This window comes from Mannheimia granulomatis (genome assembly GCF_011455695.1).
Taxonomy (GTDB): domain Bacteria; phylum Pseudomonadota; class Gammaproteobacteria; order Enterobacterales; family Pasteurellaceae; genus Mannheimia; species Mannheimia granulomatis_A.
Map to the genome: position 1 here is coordinate 1,851,306 of NZ_CP015030.1, position 19,861 is coordinate 1,871,166.

16 protein-coding genes and 1 tRNA gene are annotated in these 19,861 nt (G+C 37.9%); 7 read left to right on the plus strand and 10 right to left on the minus strand.

Features of this window, described 5'->3' with window-relative positions:
* Nucleotides 1–31: 31 nt before the first annotated feature.
* The 7 genes from recC to A4G16_RS08890 all read right to left on the minus strand — a co-directional run bounded on the left by recC (nucleotide 32) and on the right by A4G16_RS08890 (nucleotide 7,891).
* On the minus strand, nucleotides 32–3,316 hold the full coding sequence (gene recC, locus A4G16_RS08860) for an exodeoxyribonuclease V subunit gamma (RefSeq protein ID WP_165889568.1): 3,285 nt from the start codon (nucleotides 3,314–3,316) through the stop codon (nucleotides 32–34).
* Nucleotides 3,317–3,362: 46 nt separating this feature from the next.
* The gene (locus tag A4G16_RS08865; protein ID WP_165889569.1) at nucleotides 3,363–3,656 is read right to left on the minus strand and encodes a DUF5374 domain-containing protein; all 294 of its coding nucleotides are present in this window, start codon (nucleotides 3,654–3,656) and stop codon (nucleotides 3,363–3,365) included.
* A complete protein-coding gene (locus tag A4G16_RS08870) occupies nucleotides 3,649–4,332 on the minus strand; it encodes a DUF2572 family protein (RefSeq protein ID WP_165889570.1) in 684 nt (227 codons plus the stop codon). Before A4G16_RS08870 ends, A4G16_RS08865 begins: the two co-directional genes overlap by 8 nt.
* Before the next feature lie 98 nt (nucleotides 4,333–4,430).
* Nucleotides 4,431–5,033, minus strand: a complete 603-nt coding sequence (locus A4G16_RS08875; protein ID WP_336217362.1) for a hypothetical protein — start codon at nucleotides 5,031–5,033, stop codon at nucleotides 4,431–4,433.
* Entirely contained in the window at nucleotides 4,993–5,514 is a 522-nt protein-coding gene (locus tag A4G16_RS08880; protein ID WP_165889571.1) for a pilus assembly FimT family protein, read from the minus strand. The genes A4G16_RS08875 and A4G16_RS08880 overlap by 41 nt, the downstream gene beginning before the upstream one ends.
* A 102-nt stretch (nucleotides 5,515–5,616) precedes the next feature.
* Nucleotides 5,617–6,147, minus strand: coding sequence for a bifunctional 3-hydroxydecanoyl-ACP dehydratase/trans-2-decenoyl-ACP isomerase (fabA, locus tag A4G16_RS08885; protein ID WP_165889572.1), 531 nt, complete (start codon nucleotides 6,145–6,147; stop codon nucleotides 5,617–5,619).
* Nucleotides 6,148–6,259: 112 nt separating this feature from the next.
* On the minus strand, nucleotides 6,260–7,891 hold the full coding sequence (locus tag A4G16_RS08890) for an AAA family ATPase (protein WP_165889573.1): 1,632 nt from the start codon (nucleotides 7,889–7,891) through the stop codon (nucleotides 6,260–6,262).
* A gap of 92 nt (nucleotides 7,892–7,983) precedes the next feature.
* Between A4G16_RS08890 and matP the strand changes: the two genes are divergently transcribed.
* Complete coding sequence (gene matP / locus A4G16_RS08895; protein ID WP_027073541.1) at nucleotides 7,984–8,430, plus strand: macrodomain Ter protein MatP; 447 nt, start codon at nucleotides 7,984–7,986, stop codon at nucleotides 8,428–8,430.
* A 71-nt stretch (nucleotides 8,431–8,501) separates the two neighbouring features.
* On the opposite strand, the gene ompA is transcribed toward matP, so the two are convergent.
* Nucleotides 8,502–9,605, minus strand: coding sequence for a porin OmpA (ompA, locus tag A4G16_RS08900; RefSeq protein ID WP_165889574.1), 1,104 nt, complete (start codon nucleotides 9,603–9,605; stop codon nucleotides 8,502–8,504).
* A gap of 425 nt (nucleotides 9,606–10,030) precedes the next feature.
* On the opposite strand from ompA, the gene A4G16_RS08905 reads away from it, so the two are divergent.
* From A4G16_RS08905 to yidC, 3 genes are all read left to right on the plus strand, one after another.
* Complete coding sequence (locus tag A4G16_RS08905) at nucleotides 10,031–13,123, plus strand: FAD-binding and (Fe-S)-binding domain-containing protein (RefSeq protein ID WP_165889575.1); 3,093 nt, start codon at nucleotides 10,031–10,033, stop codon at nucleotides 13,121–13,123.
* A gap of 336 nt (nucleotides 13,124–13,459) precedes the next feature.
* Nucleotides 13,460–13,909, plus strand: coding sequence for a hotdog fold thioesterase (locus A4G16_RS08910; protein WP_051498301.1), 450 nt, complete (start codon nucleotides 13,460–13,462; stop codon nucleotides 13,907–13,909).
* A 152-nt stretch (nucleotides 13,910–14,061) separates the two neighbouring features.
* Entirely contained in the window at nucleotides 14,062–15,696 is a 1,635-nt protein-coding gene (gene yidC / locus A4G16_RS08915; protein WP_165889576.1) for a membrane protein insertase YidC, read from the plus strand.
* 85 nt (nucleotides 15,697–15,781) lie between these two features.
* Here the strand turns inward: yidC and tpx are convergent, their stop codons facing one another.
* A complete protein-coding gene (tpx, locus tag A4G16_RS08920) occupies nucleotides 15,782–16,279 on the minus strand; it encodes a thiol peroxidase (protein ID WP_165889577.1) in 498 nt (165 codons plus the stop codon).
* Between the two features lie 149 nt (nucleotides 16,280–16,428).
* Between tpx and A4G16_RS08925 the strand changes: the two genes are divergently transcribed.
* From A4G16_RS08925 to accA, 3 genes are read left to right on the plus strand one after another with little or no spacing between them, the layout of a single operon-like run.
* Nucleotides 16,429–17,163, plus strand: coding sequence for a 1-acylglycerol-3-phosphate O-acyltransferase (locus A4G16_RS08925; protein ID WP_165889578.1), 735 nt, complete (start codon nucleotides 16,429–16,431; stop codon nucleotides 17,161–17,163).
* Between the two features lie 7 nt (nucleotides 17,164–17,170).
* Complete coding sequence (locus tag A4G16_RS08930) at nucleotides 17,171–18,595, plus strand: multicopper oxidase domain-containing protein (RefSeq protein WP_165889931.1); 1,425 nt, start codon at nucleotides 17,171–17,173, stop codon at nucleotides 18,593–18,595.
* A gap of 53 nt (nucleotides 18,596–18,648) precedes the next feature.
* Entirely contained in the window at nucleotides 18,649–19,602 is a 954-nt protein-coding gene (gene accA / locus A4G16_RS08935; RefSeq protein WP_165889579.1) for an acetyl-CoA carboxylase carboxyl transferase subunit alpha, read from the plus strand.
* Between the two features lie 93 nt (nucleotides 19,603–19,695).
* Here the strand turns inward: accA and A4G16_RS08940 are convergent.
* A tRNA-Thr gene (locus tag A4G16_RS08940) sits at nucleotides 19,696–19,771 on the minus strand.
* Between the last annotated feature and the right edge of the window lie 90 nt (nucleotides 19,772–19,861).

A 19,861-nucleotide genomic window follows, 5' to 3' on the forward strand; every position in this document is an offset into this window, starting at 1 on the left:
AAAAAAGTCTTTAAAAACAGCCTCTTGTCGATTAATTTTCTAATTTAGTTTTCTCATGCATCAAGCTAAACCAATCTAATGTAGTTTGATGAATTGTGCCATAATCCAGCTGACGGCTTTGCCGCAAAATACGGGTTAAGTAAGCACCATCTCGATCTTCAGCTAAATCTGCTATCGTCTTTTCCGGATCTTGCACCTTGGCATTAAAATAAGTACTCAACTTGCCATAAATCACCAACTGGACTTGTGATAAACCCTGTAAATAAGCATTAAGATAAATTGTGAATTGCTCATCAGCCTCTTCCCGGCTTAGCTCATCAAAATAAAGCAAACCTGCCTGTTCCCCATTACGATAATAAAACTTCACCTTTTTATTGGGCTGATAAATAGTCATCAATAGATGATATATCCAAGCTTGAATTCTATCTTTATCTCGCAGCCCACCTACTCGCCACAGAACAATATCGTCTCCATAAATATTGGCAATATTCGCGGTAAGTAGGATTTCCCTCTTGCTTAAAAAATAGGGCTGGCTAAATGCTAATACTGCACTTTCTCGCACTAAATAATCGGATAAAGCTTGGCGTATTTCCGAAATTTTACTCAAAAGATCTTGTTTTGCCATTTCTGCAAAATTTGATGCCGGCAAGTTACCTTTTAACTTCTCTTTCTCAAAGAAAGTAGCTTGTTCTGTTGTACTCACCGGCAGTAGATCTTCTAACAAATCGTAACGCTCTAAACCTGACATCGCAAAAATTTCTGTTTCCTCTATGCTGTTATCATATTGCTCGAAAGTAACACCAAGCACATGATGGAAAAAGTATTTCACCGGATTTTGCAAAAAGCGAATAAGCAAACCAATCTCTAACGTATGTGGCATACTTTCGATTTGTAACGGCTCATTTAGAAAATCTCGATAATCTAATGTATTGGGAATAATCCACTCTGCGTTATAAGCATAATCGTGTGGCTGTGTGAAGTTTTTCTTGCTAAATACAGTTAACGGCTGTTTTCTCACAAGCATGCTGGAAGCTTTTCCAACTTGTCGCAGCTCTGGCACTAAATACTCATCAATCACATCTAATAGTTGCGAGACTAAAATAGAGGGTAGCATCTCTTTGCCATCTTTTTGCGATTGCCCTACATAACTAATATAAAACACTTTTTGTGCTGAAAGTAAGGCTTCTAAAAAAAGATAGCGATCATCATCACGCTTAGCCCTATCACCTTTTTGCGGTGCATATTGCATCAAATCAAAACTGTTTATCTGCTGCTGACGGGGAAAGTCCGCTTCATTCATACCAAGTAAACAAACTACTTTAAACGGAATAGCTCTCATCGGTAATAGAGTAGCAAAATTGACTCTACCTACTAAAAAATTTAAAGTTTGCGCATGTTGATTAAGCTGCCGATTAAACAGTAATTCAATAATCTCAATCTGCAGATTATCACTAAAGGCGCTAGCTTCCGCTTGTTCAAAAATCTGATCATTTACTGCATTTAACAATAAAATAGAAGCCGTATTCTCTGCATTTTCATGATATATGCTCGCAATCAACTGTCTGATTGCTTGATGCCACTGTATTAATGAATGTGGCTGTTGTAATAACTTCACCCATTCCAATAGATGAGAAATAAAATCAGCAAGCCCACCAACCAGCTCGGCATTTAAACCATAGCTATCACCAAAGGCAAGCGTATTTTCCCAAATGCCATTTTCTTCTTTTAGACTTGAACCCAGTAATAAGCGATTTAAGCCGTTTTCCCATGAGTTATAGTTTTGCCAATGAGGTCGGTTAATATCTAATCCGGCACGAATACCGGCTTTTTTTGCCCAAGTGCGTAAAGTATGGATATGTTCTTGGTTAAAATGGAAACGTTCTGCAATAGCATTAATTTCCAATAAATCAAATAGATCTTCCGCTTTAAAGTCGCTTTCCTTCATCGCCAATAGTTGCAAAAAACTTGCAATAATCGGATCAATTTGAGTAAATGCCTGATCTGATAATGAAAACGGAATATAACGAGGATCTCGATTAGCTCCTGCATAGCGAGAGAATACTGCATCAATATAAGGAGCATATTTGTTGATATCTGGAGACATCACCATAATATCTTTCGGCAGCAATGTTTTGTCTTTCTCAAACAGATTAAGCAACTGGTTATGCAGCACTTCTACTTCTCTCATCGGACTATGGCAGGCATGAATCTGAATCGAATGATCGTTGCTTAATTCAGTAATCGTTGCTTGATTTTCTGAACTGAAGATCTGTTTTTTAATTTTATTGAGATTACAATCATCCTCCGGCTCCACAAATGCATCGATAGTATTCGGCTCAAATTCCATCAGTTGGGCTAAGAAGTCTCTTCCTTGCTTCCCCCAAAGATTTAATAACTTATTGCTTTGTTCAGCCAATAAATTTTCAAGATCTGAAGTAGAAATTTTGTTGGTTAACGCCAGCTTTTGCCAAACCTTATCCTCAATGCTGTCTCCCCAATATTTTTCACTTGGATTAAGGAAAAAAATGTGGATATCACAATGTTCGCTTAATTTCTTAAATACAGCTAATTGCAATGGCGAAAAAGCAGAGATACCAAAAATCGCTATACGTTTTGGTAATCGGGCTTTTTCCTGTGCTGTCAGATTATCTAATTTATCAAAATAATTTTGTTGCAAATACCCACGGTGCGATGTCATAAAAACCGCACTATCGGCATCAGCTTTGAGATCATTAACCAGCTGTTTCCATAATATACTTTGCCATTTCATATCGGCAAAAATAAATGCTTGGTCTTGATGCTTGCCTGCAATTGCAATTTTTAGCTCATTTTCGACCGCTTGTAGATTATCTTCTTCCCAATGTAGCAACCAATGAGGGCGATAAACTAAATATTGGTCAAATAATTCTGCAATTTTATCAGAGAGCTGATAGAGCTTAAGCTGGTATTGCTCTTGATTATTTGGTTCTGCCAAATAATGCTTTAATGACTCAAACTCCGGCTGCGAGAGGCTATTTGGCAGTAAACGCATAATCCGCCAAGCCATAGAAGAGCGTTCAAAAATATTCTCTTTCGGCAGTTCGGGAAACAGCAAACGATATTGCTGCCACAGAAATGTCGTCGGATATAAAAATTCACAGTTACCCATAATGCCACTGAATTCAGCAATTTGCATTTGTAGCCACTGCGCCATCCCCTGACTTTGAATTAAAATCGTCTCCGCCTCAAACGGATCTTCAAGTGGGTTCACTTGCTGAACCTTCACAAGCATTTCAGCTAAAGATGAAATTTTATTGGACTGGTAAAGTGTAAACATAATAACCTCTCTGAAGGAATTATTGTCCACGAAAGCGAGAGGTGATTCAATCATTATTCAGCTCAATTTTTCCAAGCGGAAAACGAACACTTTGCTGATTTGATGAACATTGAATTTGATAATATACGCTATTTTGTGTCAGACTGCTTTCACATTCTAAACGGGCTAATTTTAAAGCGATCTGATTTTCTAAAATTTGTACTGCTTGCTGTTGTTGAAACTGCTTATTCAACAGCCGGTTTTGAACCGACTGCCATTGGCTAAATACCAACACAATAACCGCAAATAAGCTGATTGCAACTAATAATGAAATGGTAGTTTCTGCCTTGTATTTATTCATCAACTACCCCAAGGAAATTTTCCGAATTCGGCAAATAATCCCAATAGGAATATTTCATTTCCAAATTCGCCAGTACTTCTTTTTTAAAGGTTAAATTACGTTCTTCCCGCTCGTTATCATAAGAAGAATAAAGCGTGCCATACATCCTTTTCCCTGTAATATCAAAGAGATAGTCTGTAATCACAATACCATAAAAATTTTGCGGTAAAGTTTCATTAATTTCATTTTGAGCTATCACAATTTTAGGATCATCTATCGTACTTTCAGGCAACTCGGACAGCTTTCGAATAAAATAAATTTCCTCTTTTTTCACATTAGATAAATCAAGATAATCTTCTAATCTTTTGAAATGAATATACTTTTCTTTCGTCGGCTTTTTATCTTTAAATAAGCTATTAAATCGACAAGAAAATTGATAAACCAAAAAATAAGAACTCTTTGATGATATCTCCTTTTGATTAATTACTACTTTCTTTAAATCATGGCAAATTTCACTTTTATCTTTTTGGTAAAGATGGATAAACTGAGAATTATCTAAAAGAGCTTTTTCAGCGTAAAAATGCCCAATTGCACTTTGTTGAATAAATTTATCTTTACTGAGAAATAAAATAGATAAGATAGAAGCAATCAGTATTAATGCCACCAATAAAACACTACCGTTTTGAGCTTTTTTCATTTTTCCTCTAATGATTTAATAAGAAAACATAACTTTTTACAGTATAAAAAACATTCTCTTCTCTTATAGATTCTAATTCCAATTCTACCTGCAATAGACTATTGAATTTTTTTCCAGCTAAATGCTAATTGATTTACTTTAAAGTTATCAACTGAGGTAAATTTACTCCAACTACCCTGACAGCTATTTAATAACTTTTGGCATTCATCCTTAATACAATTATCAAAATTGCCAGAAAAGGTATAAATTTCTTTATTCTCTAATTTAAAGGCAAACACCTCTTTTAAAATATCTTTTGTTTGATTTAAATCCGCTACTCTACAAGCGGTCATTTTTGTTCTACGATTTCCCAAACAGCCGTCTTGATTTAAATCATAAAATGCAATTAAACAACCTTTATGAGGAATATTCACGCTTCGCCCATTTAGCTGAAATAAATCAAAATTACTGTCTTCTCTCTTATCGCCTTGATAACCAATATGTTGAAAATGCTGCCGGAAATAATGCAATAATTGATGAGCTTCCGACTGTAAATAAAGTTGCTCTTTTTGCTTAATTTGCATACGGTAAAAATTACTATAAAGACTTGAAAGTAGCAATAATAAAAAAGCAGCTAAAGCACTTGTAATTAATATTTCTACTAAACTAAATGCAGATTGATTAATCCTTACAGGTGCTACGTTTACCTTTTTCTGCCACATATACACGTCCCAATTGCTCAAATTGCAAAATGTCATTCTCTTGATTTAAACTCATATAGATACATTTAGATTCTAATTGACCACTTACGCCATCAATATTAATAAAGGATTTTGGGAATAAACTTTTATTCTTTAATACAATATTTTTATGGGTTGGAAGATAAAGATGATATTCTTCATTTAAGGAGCAAAATTGTTTATTTAAACAATCACAAATAATCTGTATATTGTTATTTACCGGTTTCCTCACAGCAATCATGCACCATTTTTGGTTATTTTGAGAAAGAGTTAAAGTGTAATTTCGCTTGCTATAACGAGCTTTTGTTTGAATTTGATAAATAAAAGACTGAATATTTTCAATTTCACTATTTAATGCTACTCTATCTTTAAAAGTAAAAATGATTGGTGAGATGAAATAAACAACAATAACCATAATTACCATTGTAATTAATAGTTCAATTAAGGTAATTGCTTTATACATAAAAAATGCCCTCTTTATGAGGGCATCTTATAAATTAAGAGATTTTTGTAAATAAGAGGAAATTAATTTTTCGACACAGATCGCAAAATTAATATTTTTTCATTAAAAAACGGTAGTATCTTGGAATAAACCTACTTTCAGATCTGTTGCAGCGTAGATTACTCTACCATCCACCTCAACTTCACCATCGGCTACACCCATTACCAATTTACGGTTCACAACACGTTTCATATGAATACGGTAAGTTACTTTTTTCGCTGTCGGTAAAATTTGCCCAGTGAATTTTACTTCACCTACCCCTAACGCTCGTCCTTTTCCTTCACCGCCAATCCAGCCAAGGTAGAAACCAACCAATTGCCACATCGCGTCCAAGCCCAAACAACCTGGCATAACAGGATCATTAATAAAGTGACAATTAAAAAACCATAAATCTGGCTTAATATCGAATTCAGCCTCAATATAACCTTTTTCAAAATTACCTTTTTCTGTATTCATTTCAATGATGCGATCCATCATTAGCATTGGTGGGGCAGGTAATTGGGGACCTTTTTCACCGAATAATTCTCCTTTACCTGAAAGTAAAAGCTCTTCATAGGTGTAGCTTGGCTTAATAATGGGTGTACAGCTGTTCATTTTTTTTAAAATCCTATAAATAGAAAAAAGCCTGTTATATCAATGGCTATGAAATATAGCTCATAGTAACAGACTTTTAGTTCAGTGAACAGTTGTAAGCTGTCTTGTCGGATCAGTCAAACTTGAGTTTTTTGTAAATTTTTCTAAAAAATGAACCGCTTGTATCATCATTATGCCGATCGTCTAATTGCTGATGAATCATTGAGAATAAAGAGGTTTTATCACTTTTAACTGCTTTCTCATCATCATAGAAATCTCGCCCAAATAGAATCTCTAACGCATCAAATACATTTTCTACTGTCCAAATTCTAAATTGATTTTGCTCAACAGCCTTAAGAACATCACGTTTTAAACTAAGATGGCTCATACAAGCAGCAGGAATAATCACCCCTTGCTGTCCATTCAATTGACGAGCTTGGCAAATATTAAAGAAACCTTCAATTTTCTGGTTTACGCCACCTACACTCAATACATTACCAAATTGATCAATTGCACCGGTAACAGCAATAGATTGCGGTAGTGCCAGTTTGGATAAAGCACTCACCAACACGCTAAAAATTGCTAGCGATGAACTATCTCCATCAATCTCTCCATAAGATTGCTCAAATGCAATAGAAGCAGAAAACGGTAATTGCGTAGGTAATTCCAATAAATTCGCTAAACAAGATTGAGCAAGAATAATACCTTTAGAGTGGATATTCCCCCCAAGTTCAACCTTGCGCTCAATATCATGAATTTCTCCATCACCATATTGCACATTACAGCTGATACGTAAAGGCTCCCCAAAACTATGTGGAATGCCGTCAAAATCAATGACCGATAAGCCATTGATTTGGCCAATCTCCTCTCCTTCTGTTTCAATATAGAGTTGATTAGTCAAAATATCTGCCACTGTATATTCATTTAATACCGCAGATTGTTGTTCTAAATAAGTAAAGTAATCGGCAACATTATCAATTTCAGCTGAATTCGCATAAAAATTCTGAATACCGAGTAAATGCTTTTTCAAAAGAGCCGGTGAAATAGAAACCAATTCCCGACTTTCACTTTCTCTAATATAAGCCTGCAGAAACTGGTTCATCGCCTGCGAGGACAAACCTTTGTGAATAATCTTTTTTGCATAGGTTTGAATATAATTTGCCCAATCCTCATACTGATTATTTAAAGATAAGTAGGACTTAATCTCAGTATATTGCCCAATTTGATACAAACCGTCATCATAGGCCATTAATGTAGAAATATCATCTCGCTCACCCACTAAAATTAATTTAAAGTTGGTTTTTTCCTTGGCTAATGGGTAAGGCGGATAATTCACCGAATTAGATTCATATTCCGAAAATAAAAGAGCTTGTTTTAATTTATCCCATTGAGTAATATCAAGCAAAAGTGAATTGATATTTAAAATCAAAATGCCATTATCTGCTGCTTGAATCGCCCCTCTTACATATTCGGTTTTATGTTCTCTTTCCAAAAAAATATGATAACCAAATAAATTATGCTTATTAAAATCCATTTTGGTAATCACCGGCTGATTTTTTTGAGCAAGATAATCGGTAATTTCTGCTAAAAACTCCGGAAATAGCTCTGATTTCACCACCAATAAAGAGCCAAAATCTGCTTGCACAAATTGATCTAACGCTTGTTGTGCTTGGAGTTGAAAATCAAAAAAACGAACACGTTTATTTAGATGAGCGAAATCATGTCGTACAGTTAATGCTTGGCTATTGAGTAAAGATATTGTCACAAATTTGCCTCGTTATCGAAAATTTGGTTTATTATACAGAATTCCGCTATACTTGCTAAACATAGCTTATATTTTCTATTAATTTTACGACTATGCGATACCAAAAACTGATCACTCAAGAAACAACTTGGAAATGGAAATACCTACTCAAAAAACATCGAGAAGGCGAAAACATTACCAAATATGAAGAGCAAAGTCTGATCGACTTAAAAGTACAACTGCTTTCCACCTTACAAGACTCACCGGAAGAAGTGGAAAAATGGATCAAATCGGAAATGACCGCCGAACAACGAAAAAAAATGCGACAGTCTGTACGAGCCAAACGCAAACGCTTTTTTAATGCTGAAAAGCAAACGACCAAGAAAAAATCCATAGACTTAGAATATTCCAGTTGGTTGAGATTATCTAAATATGCTAAAAGCCAAAATTTAACGCTTTCTGAAGCAATAATTCAATTAACTGATGAATTGGAAAATAAACAACTCTACTTAGAACAAGTAGCAAAAATGAAATCCAGCTTAAAAGATTTATTAAAATAACATTTAGAGAACAAAAAGCCCGCTAACAAGCGGGCTTTTTTTTCTATTCAATTTTGCAATTGAAGCACTAATTACATAGTTACTTCTTTTGAACCTTGAACTTGGATTTCAACACGACGGTCTGGTGCTAAGCAAGCGATTAATGCTTTACGACCTTTAACTGCGTCACAAGTGTTGCCAGTTACTGGGTTTGCTTCACCGTAACCTACAGCTGTTACGTTAGCTGGGTTAGTACCTTTAGAAACGATGTAGTTAGCTACTGTTTCTGCACGGCGTTGTGAAAGTTTTAAGTTAGCCGCTTCTTTACCGATACGGTCTGTGTAACCGTTAACTTGGATAGCTGGGTTAGCTAAACCTAAGTTACCGATTTCAGTGTGAGCTGCATCTAAAGCTGCTGCAGCTGCAGGTTTTAAGTTTGATTTACCGAAAGCAAATAAAACATCTGAGCTGAATGCGAAGTTTTTAGTTACAACTTCTGGCGCTTCAACTGGTGCAGCACCTTGACCGAAACGGTATGTTAAACCTGCAGATACAGAGTGGATATCTGGGCTGTATTGGAAGTTTGTACCTTCGATACCTGCTGTTTTACGAGCAGCTTTATCTAAGTTACCAACACGGTTTAAGTATTGGTATTCAACACGTGCAGCTAATTCTGGAGTAATTGCATACTCAAGACCAGCACCTAATAATAGAGATGGTTTTAAGTTGTGAGCTTTGATACGTGAATCTTTAGCTACGTTTTGTTGTACATAGTAGTCGTTACGAACTAAAGCAACACCTACTTTACCGTAAACATCTAAGTTAGGAGCAATTTCATAGCTTGGTTTTAAGCTTAAGTGAGCACCGTGAGCTGTGTGTTTAGCAGCACGTTTTTCCACGCCATCAAACTGTGTGTTACCACGTACGCGACCAAAATAGTCATAACCTAACTCAGTTGCTAAACCAAAGTTGTTTTGGTTTAAGATTTGGTAACCACCAAATACACCGTAAGTTACAGAGTTACGGTTGATACCGTAGCCTTGACCTTTGTTGTCTTTAGCATCGAATTGAGTTAAACCGTCGTGGAATGATGCCCAACCTGCTTTAGCACCTGCATAGAAAGTGTTAGCTTGTGGAGCTGCTTGAGCTACCGCTGCTGCAGATAATACAGCTAATGCAACTAATGTTTTTTTCATTTTGATGATCCTCTTAAATATTGTCATCGATTAAAATAAATTCTTAATACCCACAATAAAGTATTAAAACTTTAACTTTATGCTTCAACAATGCAAGAAGCAAGATAGCTAATGTCAGAGCTATTATACAAAAATTATCCTAAAAGAGAAATTTTTTGTATAGAAATTACTCTTTAGTAACATTCTTGTTCTTAAATCATAAGGAGCAAGAATATTTGCATTATCTGATTTCAAATTGTAAAAAGCAATCAGTTTTTCCTAATGAAATGTATAGAAATGTATAATTTGTTCAAAATATACACAAAAAACAAGCTTTTGAACATAATTTAACCAATAGAATGTTCATTCCCAATTATTCGAAATCTTGCTAATATAAGCAAAATTCCGTCTATTTTATAACAATTACACACAAATTAAACACAACTATGATTCCTAGACTTTCTGAAGTACCTCAATTAAATGCCACGACAAAGTCTTATTTAGACGAGCTAGTCAGTCAGCATTTTAGTGGAGATATCACCTCAAGCTATGCAGATCGCTTATCTCTTGCGACTGATAATAGTGTCTATCAACAAATACCCCAAGCGATTTTATTTCCAAAATCAGTTTCTGATGTAGTGATACTTACTAAGCTCGCTCAGAAAGCAGAATATCAAGATTTAACCTTCACTCCTCGTGGTGGAGGTACCGGCACAAACGGGCAATCGCTGAATAATAATGTTATTGTTGACCTATCCCGCTATATGAACCAAATTTTAGAATTAAATGTAGAAGAACGCTGGGTTCGTGTGCAAGCAGGTGTAGTAAAAGATCAACTTAATCAATTTTTAAAACCGCACGGTTTATTCTTTTCACCGGAGCTTTCTACCAGTAATCGTGCAACACTAGGCGGAATGATTAACACCGACGCCTCCGGTCAAGGCTCGCTTCAATACGGCAAAACCTCGGCACATATCCTTGAGATCAAATCTGTCTTAATCAATGGTGAAATTTTAGAAACACAAGCGGTCAAATCTGAGGATTTTTTTGCAAATTTAGAAAAATTAAATCTCTCTACATTAGGTAAAACTCTACACAGTGAAATTTTCTCTCGCTGCAAAGCACTCCGCCCAACAGTCTTAAGCGAATTACCACAACTTAACCGTTTTATTACCGGCTACGATCTGAAAAACGTTTTTAATGAGGATGAAAGCGAATTTAATCTTACCCGAATCTTAACAGGCTCAGAAGGTTCTCTTGCTTTTATTTGTGAAGCGAAACTGAATTTATTACCGATCCCAAAATATCGCACTCTCATTAATATAAAGTATAACTCATTTGACGCAGCACTCCGCTCCGCCCCTTTTATGTTAGAGGCAAAAGCATTGTCGGTAGAGACGGTAGATTCCAAAGTATTGAATCTTGCCAAGCAAGATATTGTTTGGCACTCAGTGTCTGATCTCTTAACCGAAGAGCCAAACAACCCAATTCTCGGCATTAATATTGTGGAGTATGCCTCAAACGACCAATCTCAAATTGAGGCTCAAGTAAACGCCCTGTGTGCAAGCCTCAATCAAAAAATAGCGAATAATGAGGCAGGCATTATTGGCTATCAGCTTACAGATGATGTCAATTCCATTGAAAAAATCTACGCAATGCGGAAAAAAGCGGTTGGCTTACTCGGTAACGCTAAAGGCTGGGCAAAGCCTATCGCCTTTGTGGAAGATACTGCTGTGCCTCCGGAAAATTTAGCTGATTATATTGCTGAATTTCGTGCATTATTAGACAGCTACAATTTGCCTTACGGTATGTTCGGTCATGTGGATGCTGGCGTGCTGCACGTACGTCCTGCATTGGACTTATGCGATAAAACACAAGTGGAAATCTTCAAACAGATTTCCGACCAAGTGGTCGAGCTTACCGCCAAATACGGTGGTTTGATTTGGGGCGAACACGGTAAAGGGATGCGTTCTTATTACGGTGAGCGTTTCTTTGGCGAGACTTTGTGGCAAGAACTTCGTTACATCAAAAAATTATTCGACCCACAAAACCGCTTAAACCCCGGAAAAATCTGCACTCCGTTAGATAGCGAAGCAATCCTCTATCCGATTGACTCACAAATGCGTGCCGATTTTGACCGCCAAATTCCGATTCAAGTACGAGAGGAATTTAAAGGAGCGATGAATTGTAACGGCAACGGCTTATGCTTTAACTTTGATGTTCACAGCACCATGTGCCCGTCAATGAAGGTTTCAGGCAACCGTCTCTATTCACCAAAAGGGCGAGCAACCTTGGTACGGGAATGGCTACGTTTATTAGCAGAGCAAAATGTTAAACCTGATGAGCTGATTTTTAGTCCGCAACAAAAAACGGCAAAACTAACCGATTTTGTAGCAAAAATTCGTCATACGCTAAACAAAAAGAAAGAATACGATTTTTCTCACGAAGTAAAAGCGGCAATGGACACCTGCCTTGCCTGTAAAGCCTGTGCCAGCCAATGCCCAATTAAAATTGATGTGCCTACTTTCAGAACGCAATTTAATGCTCTTTACCACAGCCGCTATTTGCGCCCTTTGAAAGATTATGTAGTCTCGAATCTGGAATTTATCGCCCCAATCATGGCGAAAAAACCGCAGTTTTTTAACTTTTTCAGCACCTCAAACTTAGCAGAAAAAGTGGCAAATAAAACCATTGGCATGACTTATTTACCGGCATTGTCGGTGCCAAATTTGCAGCATCAATTGGTAGAAATCGGCTACCAAGGAGAAAGTTTGGAAAGCCTTGAACAGCGCGCTGCAAGCGGTCAATTTTCCTCTGAAAATTGCAAAATGCTGTTTATCGTGCAAGATCCGTTCACCTCTTATTATGATGCCAAAGTAGTAGCTGATTTTGTCGCCTTAACGCAAAAACTGGGCTTTAAACCGATTTTGTTGCCGTTCAACCCAAGCGGCAAAGCCCTGCACATTAAAGGCTTTTTGGCAAAATTTGCCAAAACTGCCAAAAACCAAGCGGATTTCTTAAATCGTGTGGCAAAACTCGGTTTGCCGATGGTTGCAGTCGATCCGGCTTTGACCTTGATTTATCGCCAAGAGTATAATGATATTCTTAAAGAACAACGTGGCAACTTTAAGGTGATGTTAGCTCATGAATGGCTGAAACAGGCTATTCAAAAAGGCGAATTAGAAAGTTGCAAAAAATCCGCTAATTCCGACCGCTTGCAATGGCATCTATTTGCTCATTGTACAGAATCAACATCACTGCCAAACTCAATGAAGGAATGGCAAGCTATTTTCGCCCACTTCGGTGAAAAATTAGTGGCAGAAAATGTTGGCTGCTGTGGCATGGCAGGCACATTCGGACACGAAACGAAACATTTAGCAATGTCAAAAGCGATTTATGAACAATCTTGGCAAAAGAAAATCAATGGCAAACCGCTTGAACGCTGCTTAGCTACAGGCTACTCTTGCCGTTCACAAGTGAAACGTTTTGAACAACAAGGGATTAAGCACCCGATTCAAGCATTGCTTGAAATTATTTAAGGTTGAAATTCAATCAAAAAGAACTTAGAATAAAAAGTGAGGCAGGTAGTTAGCCTGCCTCAGCCTAGTCACAGGCTATTTATCTGATAACCAAACTAGCACATCAAGTATAGCGAGTACTTTAATGCTAGAGGCTGTCGCTATTATAACTAGCAACGTAACCAGAAAGAAAATTTCCGATTCTCTCACATAAATCACCTCCTTAGTGCTATATGACTAAGGCGACCAGACAGTGTGCTATTGGCGTAGCACACTGTTCATCGCCCATAGCACAGCAAGGATTATACAAAAAAGCTGTCTAAATAGACAGCTTTTTTATTACACAGGAAAAACACAATGACCGCAATTTGGAACCCTCAAGCAACTCGTGGCTTAGCACCCGAGCAAATTATTGAACAAATGAACCTTTTCTGCCAACAGTCAGCAGTGGCTCACTTAGGTATCCGTTTTAGCAAAATCACGGATAACACCTTAGAAGCGACTCTCACTCTCGATCATCGCACACAGCAACCTTGGGGGTTATTACACGGTGGCATTTCGGCGGCCTTGGCTGAAACTTTAGGCTCAGCAGGTTCAGGCTTAATGTGTGATGAAAACCAAGTGGCTGTTGGAACAGAACTGAGCATTTCCCACTTAAAAAGTGTGAAACAAGGTGTGGTAACCGGTGTAGCTAAGCCACTTCATTTAGGCGGCAGTAGCCAAGTGTGGCAAATTGAGATCTTTGATGAAGAAGGTAATTTGTGTGCCATCTCACGCCTAACAAACCGTATTTTAGAAAAACGCTAATCGAATAGTGTTTACAAGCGGTCGAATTTGATCAATGTTTTGCAAAATTCTTAAAAAATCCGACCGCTTGTTCATAAAAGGCGTTTGGAAAACACGCCAACCTATTATAAAATACCCTTCTTTTTATCCGTTACTAACAAGAGAATTTGAAAATGAATAATCGTGGCTTACTGCTCATGGGTTTACTTCTTGTGTCAATGTTGATCTTCTCACAATGGCAACAAGATTTTGACCCTGAAATTCAAGCGCAAAAGCAAGCTCAACAAGCTCAAATGGCAGCTCAGACTCAACAGGCAAGTGATGTTCCAGCTGCTTCGAATGCAAACAATGCGATCGCAGATGCAACCACTCAAGGAAAAACCATCACAGTTGAAAGTGATGTATTACGTTTAACTATTGATACCTTAGGTGGCGATGTAGTAGGTTCGGAATTGTTAAAACACAATGCTGAATTAAACTCAAATACTCCATTTAAACTACTGCAACAAGACGCTCAAAAAACTTATGTAGCTCAAAGTGGCTTGGTGGGTAAAAACGGTATCGATACTAATGCCGGCCGCCCACAATACGCGGTAACTGCGGATAATTTCAAATTGAGCGAAGGTCAAAATGAACTTTCTGTCCCACTCACATTTGAAAAAGATGGCGTAGTTTACACCAAAACTTTCCTCTTAAAACGTGGTAGCTATGATATTGGCGTTAACTTCAATATCAAAAATAATACTGCGGAAACAATTGAAGTTCAGCCTTATGGTCAATTAAAACATACCATTATAGAAAGTTCCGGCAGCTTAACCATGCCGACTTACACAGGCGGCGCTTACTCCTCTTCTGAAACAAACTACAAAAAATATAGTTTTCAAGATATGGAAAAAGCGAACTTAAACACCGATACTAAAGCAGGTTGGATCGCTGTATTACAGCATTACTTTGTATCGGCATGGGTGCCAAACCAAGATGTAGAAAATAATCTCTATTCACGCACCAACAATGGTGTAGCAACTATCGGTTATCGCGGTCCATTAACAACTATCGCACCAAATTCAGAAGTAAATTTAAGTAGCAAACTTTGGACAGGTTCTAAAGACCAAAAAGAGATGGAAGAAGCTGCTAATCACCTAGACTTAACCGTAGATTACGGTTGGGCATGGTTTATTGCAAAACCGTTGTTCTGGTTATTAACCGCAATCCAAAAAATCGTGAGCAACTGGGGTTTAGCAATTATCGGTGTCACCATTGTGGTGAAAACGATTCTTTACCCATTAACAAAAGCACAATACACTTCAATGGCTAAAATGCGAATGTTGCAGCCACGCATTACAGAAATGCGCGAGCGTTTCGGTGATGATCGCCAGCGTATGAGCCAAGAGATGATGAAGCTCTATAGAGAAGAAAAAGTAAACCCAATGGGTGGCTGTTTACCAATCTTGATCCAAATGCCGATTTTCATCGCATTATATTGGACATTTATGGAAGCGGTCGAATTACGCCATGCACCATTCTTCGGTTGGATTCAAGACTTATCGGCGCAAGACCCATACTACATTCTGCCATTATTAATGGGTGGCTCAATGTACTTGTTACAAAAAATGTCACCAACGCCGGTGGCTGATCCTGTGCAACAAAAAGTAATGAACTTTATGCCTGTGATCTTTACCGTATTCTTCTTATGGTTCCCATCAGGCTTGGTACTTTACTGGTTAACGTCAAACTTAATCACAATTGCACAGCAATGGTTAATCTATCGTAACCTAGAGAAAAAAGGCTTACATTCTCGTAAGAAATAGTTCTGGTAACTGAAATAACAAAAGCCCGTTGATTGACTCAGCGGGCTTTTTTGCGCTTTACAAGCGGTCTGATTTTACTCAAAAATTACAATACCGCTAACGCTGCATCGTAATTCGGCTCTTGCTTAATTTCCGGTACTAACTCACTATGTAAAACATGATTGTTTTCATCCAATACAATCACTGCACGTGCAGCTAATGCAGCTAATGGACCTGATGTAATATCAACGCCTAGTGCATTGTGAGTATCACGGCTACGAAATGTTGATAAAACTTTCGCATTTTCAATGCCTTCTGCCCCACAAAAACGTGCTTGAGCGAAAGGTAAATCTGCCGAAATACACAACACTACTGTATTCGCTAAGTTAGCAGCTTTTTGGTTGAACACACGCACTGAGGTGGCACAAATGCCGGTATCAATACTTGGGAAAATATTTAACACTTTGCGTTTACCGGCAAAATCAGAAAGTGAAACATCACCTAAATCTGTATTCACTAAGGTAAAATCAGCAACCACATCCCCTTTTTGTGGAAATGTACCTGCAACATCGATTTGGTTTCCTGCTAAAGTGACTTTACTCATTCTTTTCTCCTCTTGGAATAGTTGTAAGCGGTATCAATATACAGATTTTTTGCGAAATAGGAAACCTTTCAATTTAATTATGATAACCTTTAGAAAATAGCCTGGTTTTGCTATACTCACGAAGATCTCGTTTTTAAGGTTATATTATTATGTTAAAAATTTTACGTATTTTTTTAGTGGCTCTTGCTGCAATATTAATCTCTATTGTCGGTACAATTTACGCCTTAATCCGCTTCCGCCACCCAAGCAGTGTTGGCGTTGTTGCACGCTGGTTTGGCTCATTACATAAATTGGTTGGATTAAAACTAATTACACGTAAAAAACCTGAAATTAACTACTCGGTTATCTACATCGGTAATCATCAAAATAACTACGATATGGTCACTATTTCATCAATGGTGGCAGAAAAAACTGTCAGTATCGGTAAAAAAAGCCTAATTTGGATTCCTTTTTTTGGATTGGTTTATTGGGCAACAGGGAATATTTTCATTCATCGTGAGAAACGTTCAAGTGCGATTGAAACAATGAATAAAGTCGGACAAATTATTAAGGAGCGTCAGGTGTCTATTTGGATGTTCCCGGAAGGCACTCGCAGCCGTGGGCGTGGCTTACTGCCGTTTAAAACAGGGGCGTTCCACTTAGCTATTTCAGCCGGCGTCCCGATTGTGCCGGTCGTTTGTTCCGATTTACATCATAAAGTAGATTTAAACCGTTGGAACAACGGAACGGTAATTTGTGAAATGCTTGATCCGATTGACACCTCAGACTATTCACGTGAAAACGTCAAAGAGTTAATGGAAAAATGCCACAGCATTATGCAGGCTAAATTTGAACAACTTAATCAAGAAGTGGCACAATTATACAATCAATCGAAAAATGGCTGATGCTGATATGAAAAAACAGATAACCCGACGCCAGTTTGTAAAAGGCTCTGCTTTAGCGGGAGCTTTATCTACATTGCCCGCTTCTGCACTAGCGACAGAACGCCCTGCTCTTAAAATTCCACCACTAATGGATATTGGACGCGGTAAACCTGTTCGGCTGGATTTACGCCCAGCTCAAACACAGTTTGATAAAGGAAAATTGGTAGATGTTTGGGGTGTAAACGGGCAATATCTAGCTCCAACGGTTCGAGTGAAGTCGGGCGATTTTGTCAAATTGATCTATCTAAATAACCTGCCGCAAAAAATATCAATCAATATTCAAGGCTTGCAAGCTCCTACCGAGATGATTGGCTCGGTACATCGTAACCTTGAGCCGAAAAGCAGTTGGTCTCCGATTGTCTCTATTAACCAAAAAGCCTGTAGTTGTTGGTATCACGCCGATACAATGCTTAATTCCGCTTTTCAACTTTATCGAGGCTTGGCAGGCTTCTGGTTAATTGAAGACGAGCAAAGTAAAAAGGCTAACTTGCCAAATAAATATGGGGTAAATGATATTCCGCTGATTTTGCAAGATCAGCTACTGAATAAAGAAGGTGTACAAGTTTTAGATAAAAACACCTCTCAGTTTGTAGGTAAACGCTTATTTGTAAACGGGCAGGAATCCCCTCATTTAAATGTGCCTCGTGGCTGGGTAAGATTACGTTTGTTGAATGCTTCACTCTCACGAGCCTATGATTTACGTTTAGATACAGATAAACCCCTATATCTAATTGCGACAGGCTTAGGAATGCTAGCTGAACCTCTGGAAATGGAATCCATCCACCTTGCTCCAAACGAGAGGGTTGAGGTCTTAGTAGATTTAAGTGAAGGCGAAACCACCTCTCTGATAAGCGGTCAAAAAAGAGATATTTTTTACAAAATCGGACAAATTTTTTCTAACAATGATGAATTAATTGATAATGTTATTTTAGAACTTCGCCCCGAAGGAATGGCAGCAGTAGTAAACACCAAACCGAGTTTGCCTGAATTTTCATTAGATGAATTTAATTTAAAAATCAGCCAAGAACGCCGTTTTGTGATTCGCCCTCTTGATAATCTCATTAATCAAAATCGCTTTGACCCCAAACGTATTGATTTCACCGCGACCAAAGGTAGCATAGAACGTTGGTATCTCAATAGCGATCAAGCGGTCGGATTTACGCTACAAGGTGCAAAATTTATTATCGAAACCCAAAATCGACAAGCATTCCCTATCAAACAACTTGCTTGGCGAGATACGCTTTGGTTAGAGGCTAATCAAGAAACGACTATTCTTGTACGTTTCGATAATACTGCCTCCGAACAGCTACCCTTTACCTTCGGTGTTAGCGATTTTATGCTACGTGATAGAGGTACGATGGGTCAATTTAGTGTAATTGAAAATGGACAATAACCCCTTGATAAGCGATAATGCCTACCGATTTTGCCCATAAAAAGGAAAAAATAATGAGCCAAGAATTTTTAGATTTTGAATTGCCAATTGCAGAGCTTGAAGCCAAAATTGAGTCTTTAAGAGCGGTAAGCGAGCAAGATAATAAAATTAATCTTGATGATGAAATCAAGCGTTTACAAAAGAAAAGTGAAGAATTAACCAAGAAAACATTTGCTAACTTAGACTCTTGGCAAATCTCACGTATGGCACGTCACCCAAACCGTCCATACACTTTAGATTATATTGAACAAATCTTCACTGAATTTGATGAGTTAGCTGGTGATCGTGCCTTTGCTGATGATAAAGCGATTGTTGGCGGTATTGCTCGTCTTGACGGACGTCCTGTGATGGTTATCGGTCATCAGAAAGGCCGTACCGTAAAAGAGAAAGTAAAGCGTAACTTTGGTATGCCGGCTCCGGAAGGTTATCGTAAAGCATTACGTTTAATGGAAATGGCAGAACGTTTTAATATGCCGATTATTACGTTTATTGATACTCCGGGAGCATATCCGGGCATTGGTGCAGAAGAGCGTGGTCAATCAGAAGCAATCGCTCGTAACCTACGTGAAATGTCGCAACTATCTGTGCCTGTAATTTGTACTGTTATTGGTGAAGGTGGTTCCGGTGGTGCACTGGCTATTGGGGTTGGCGATAAAGTAAATATGTTGCAATATTCCACTTACTCGGTTATTTCCCCTGAAGGCTGCGCATCAATTCTATGGAAAAGTGCCGATAAAGCCTCAACTGCCGCGGAAGTCATGGGCTTAACCGCACCACGCTTAAAAGAGCTGGAATTAATTGATAATATTATTCCTGAGCCTCTAGGCGGTGCACATCGTAATGTTGAACAAATTGCACAAAATCTAAAACAGCGCATCATAGAAGATTTAGCGGAATTAGATCAACTCAGTAAAGATGATTTACTGGAACGTCGCTACCAACGTTTAATGAGTTACGGCTACGTATAACAATTTTTATAATACAAGCGGTGAGATTTTTGTAGAAATTTGCAGAATCTTGCCGTTTTACATTAAAACTGAAGAAAAATAAGAATTGGAAAGTGGTGCCGACTACCGGAATCGAACTGGTGACCTACTGATTACAAGTCAGTTGCTCTACCTACTGAGCTAAGTCGGCAAATTGAACATTGTGAAAACAACGAGGCGGAATTATAGAGATTTTTCTCTCCACTGCAAGCCATCGCTGACTTAAATGACCAAAAAATAA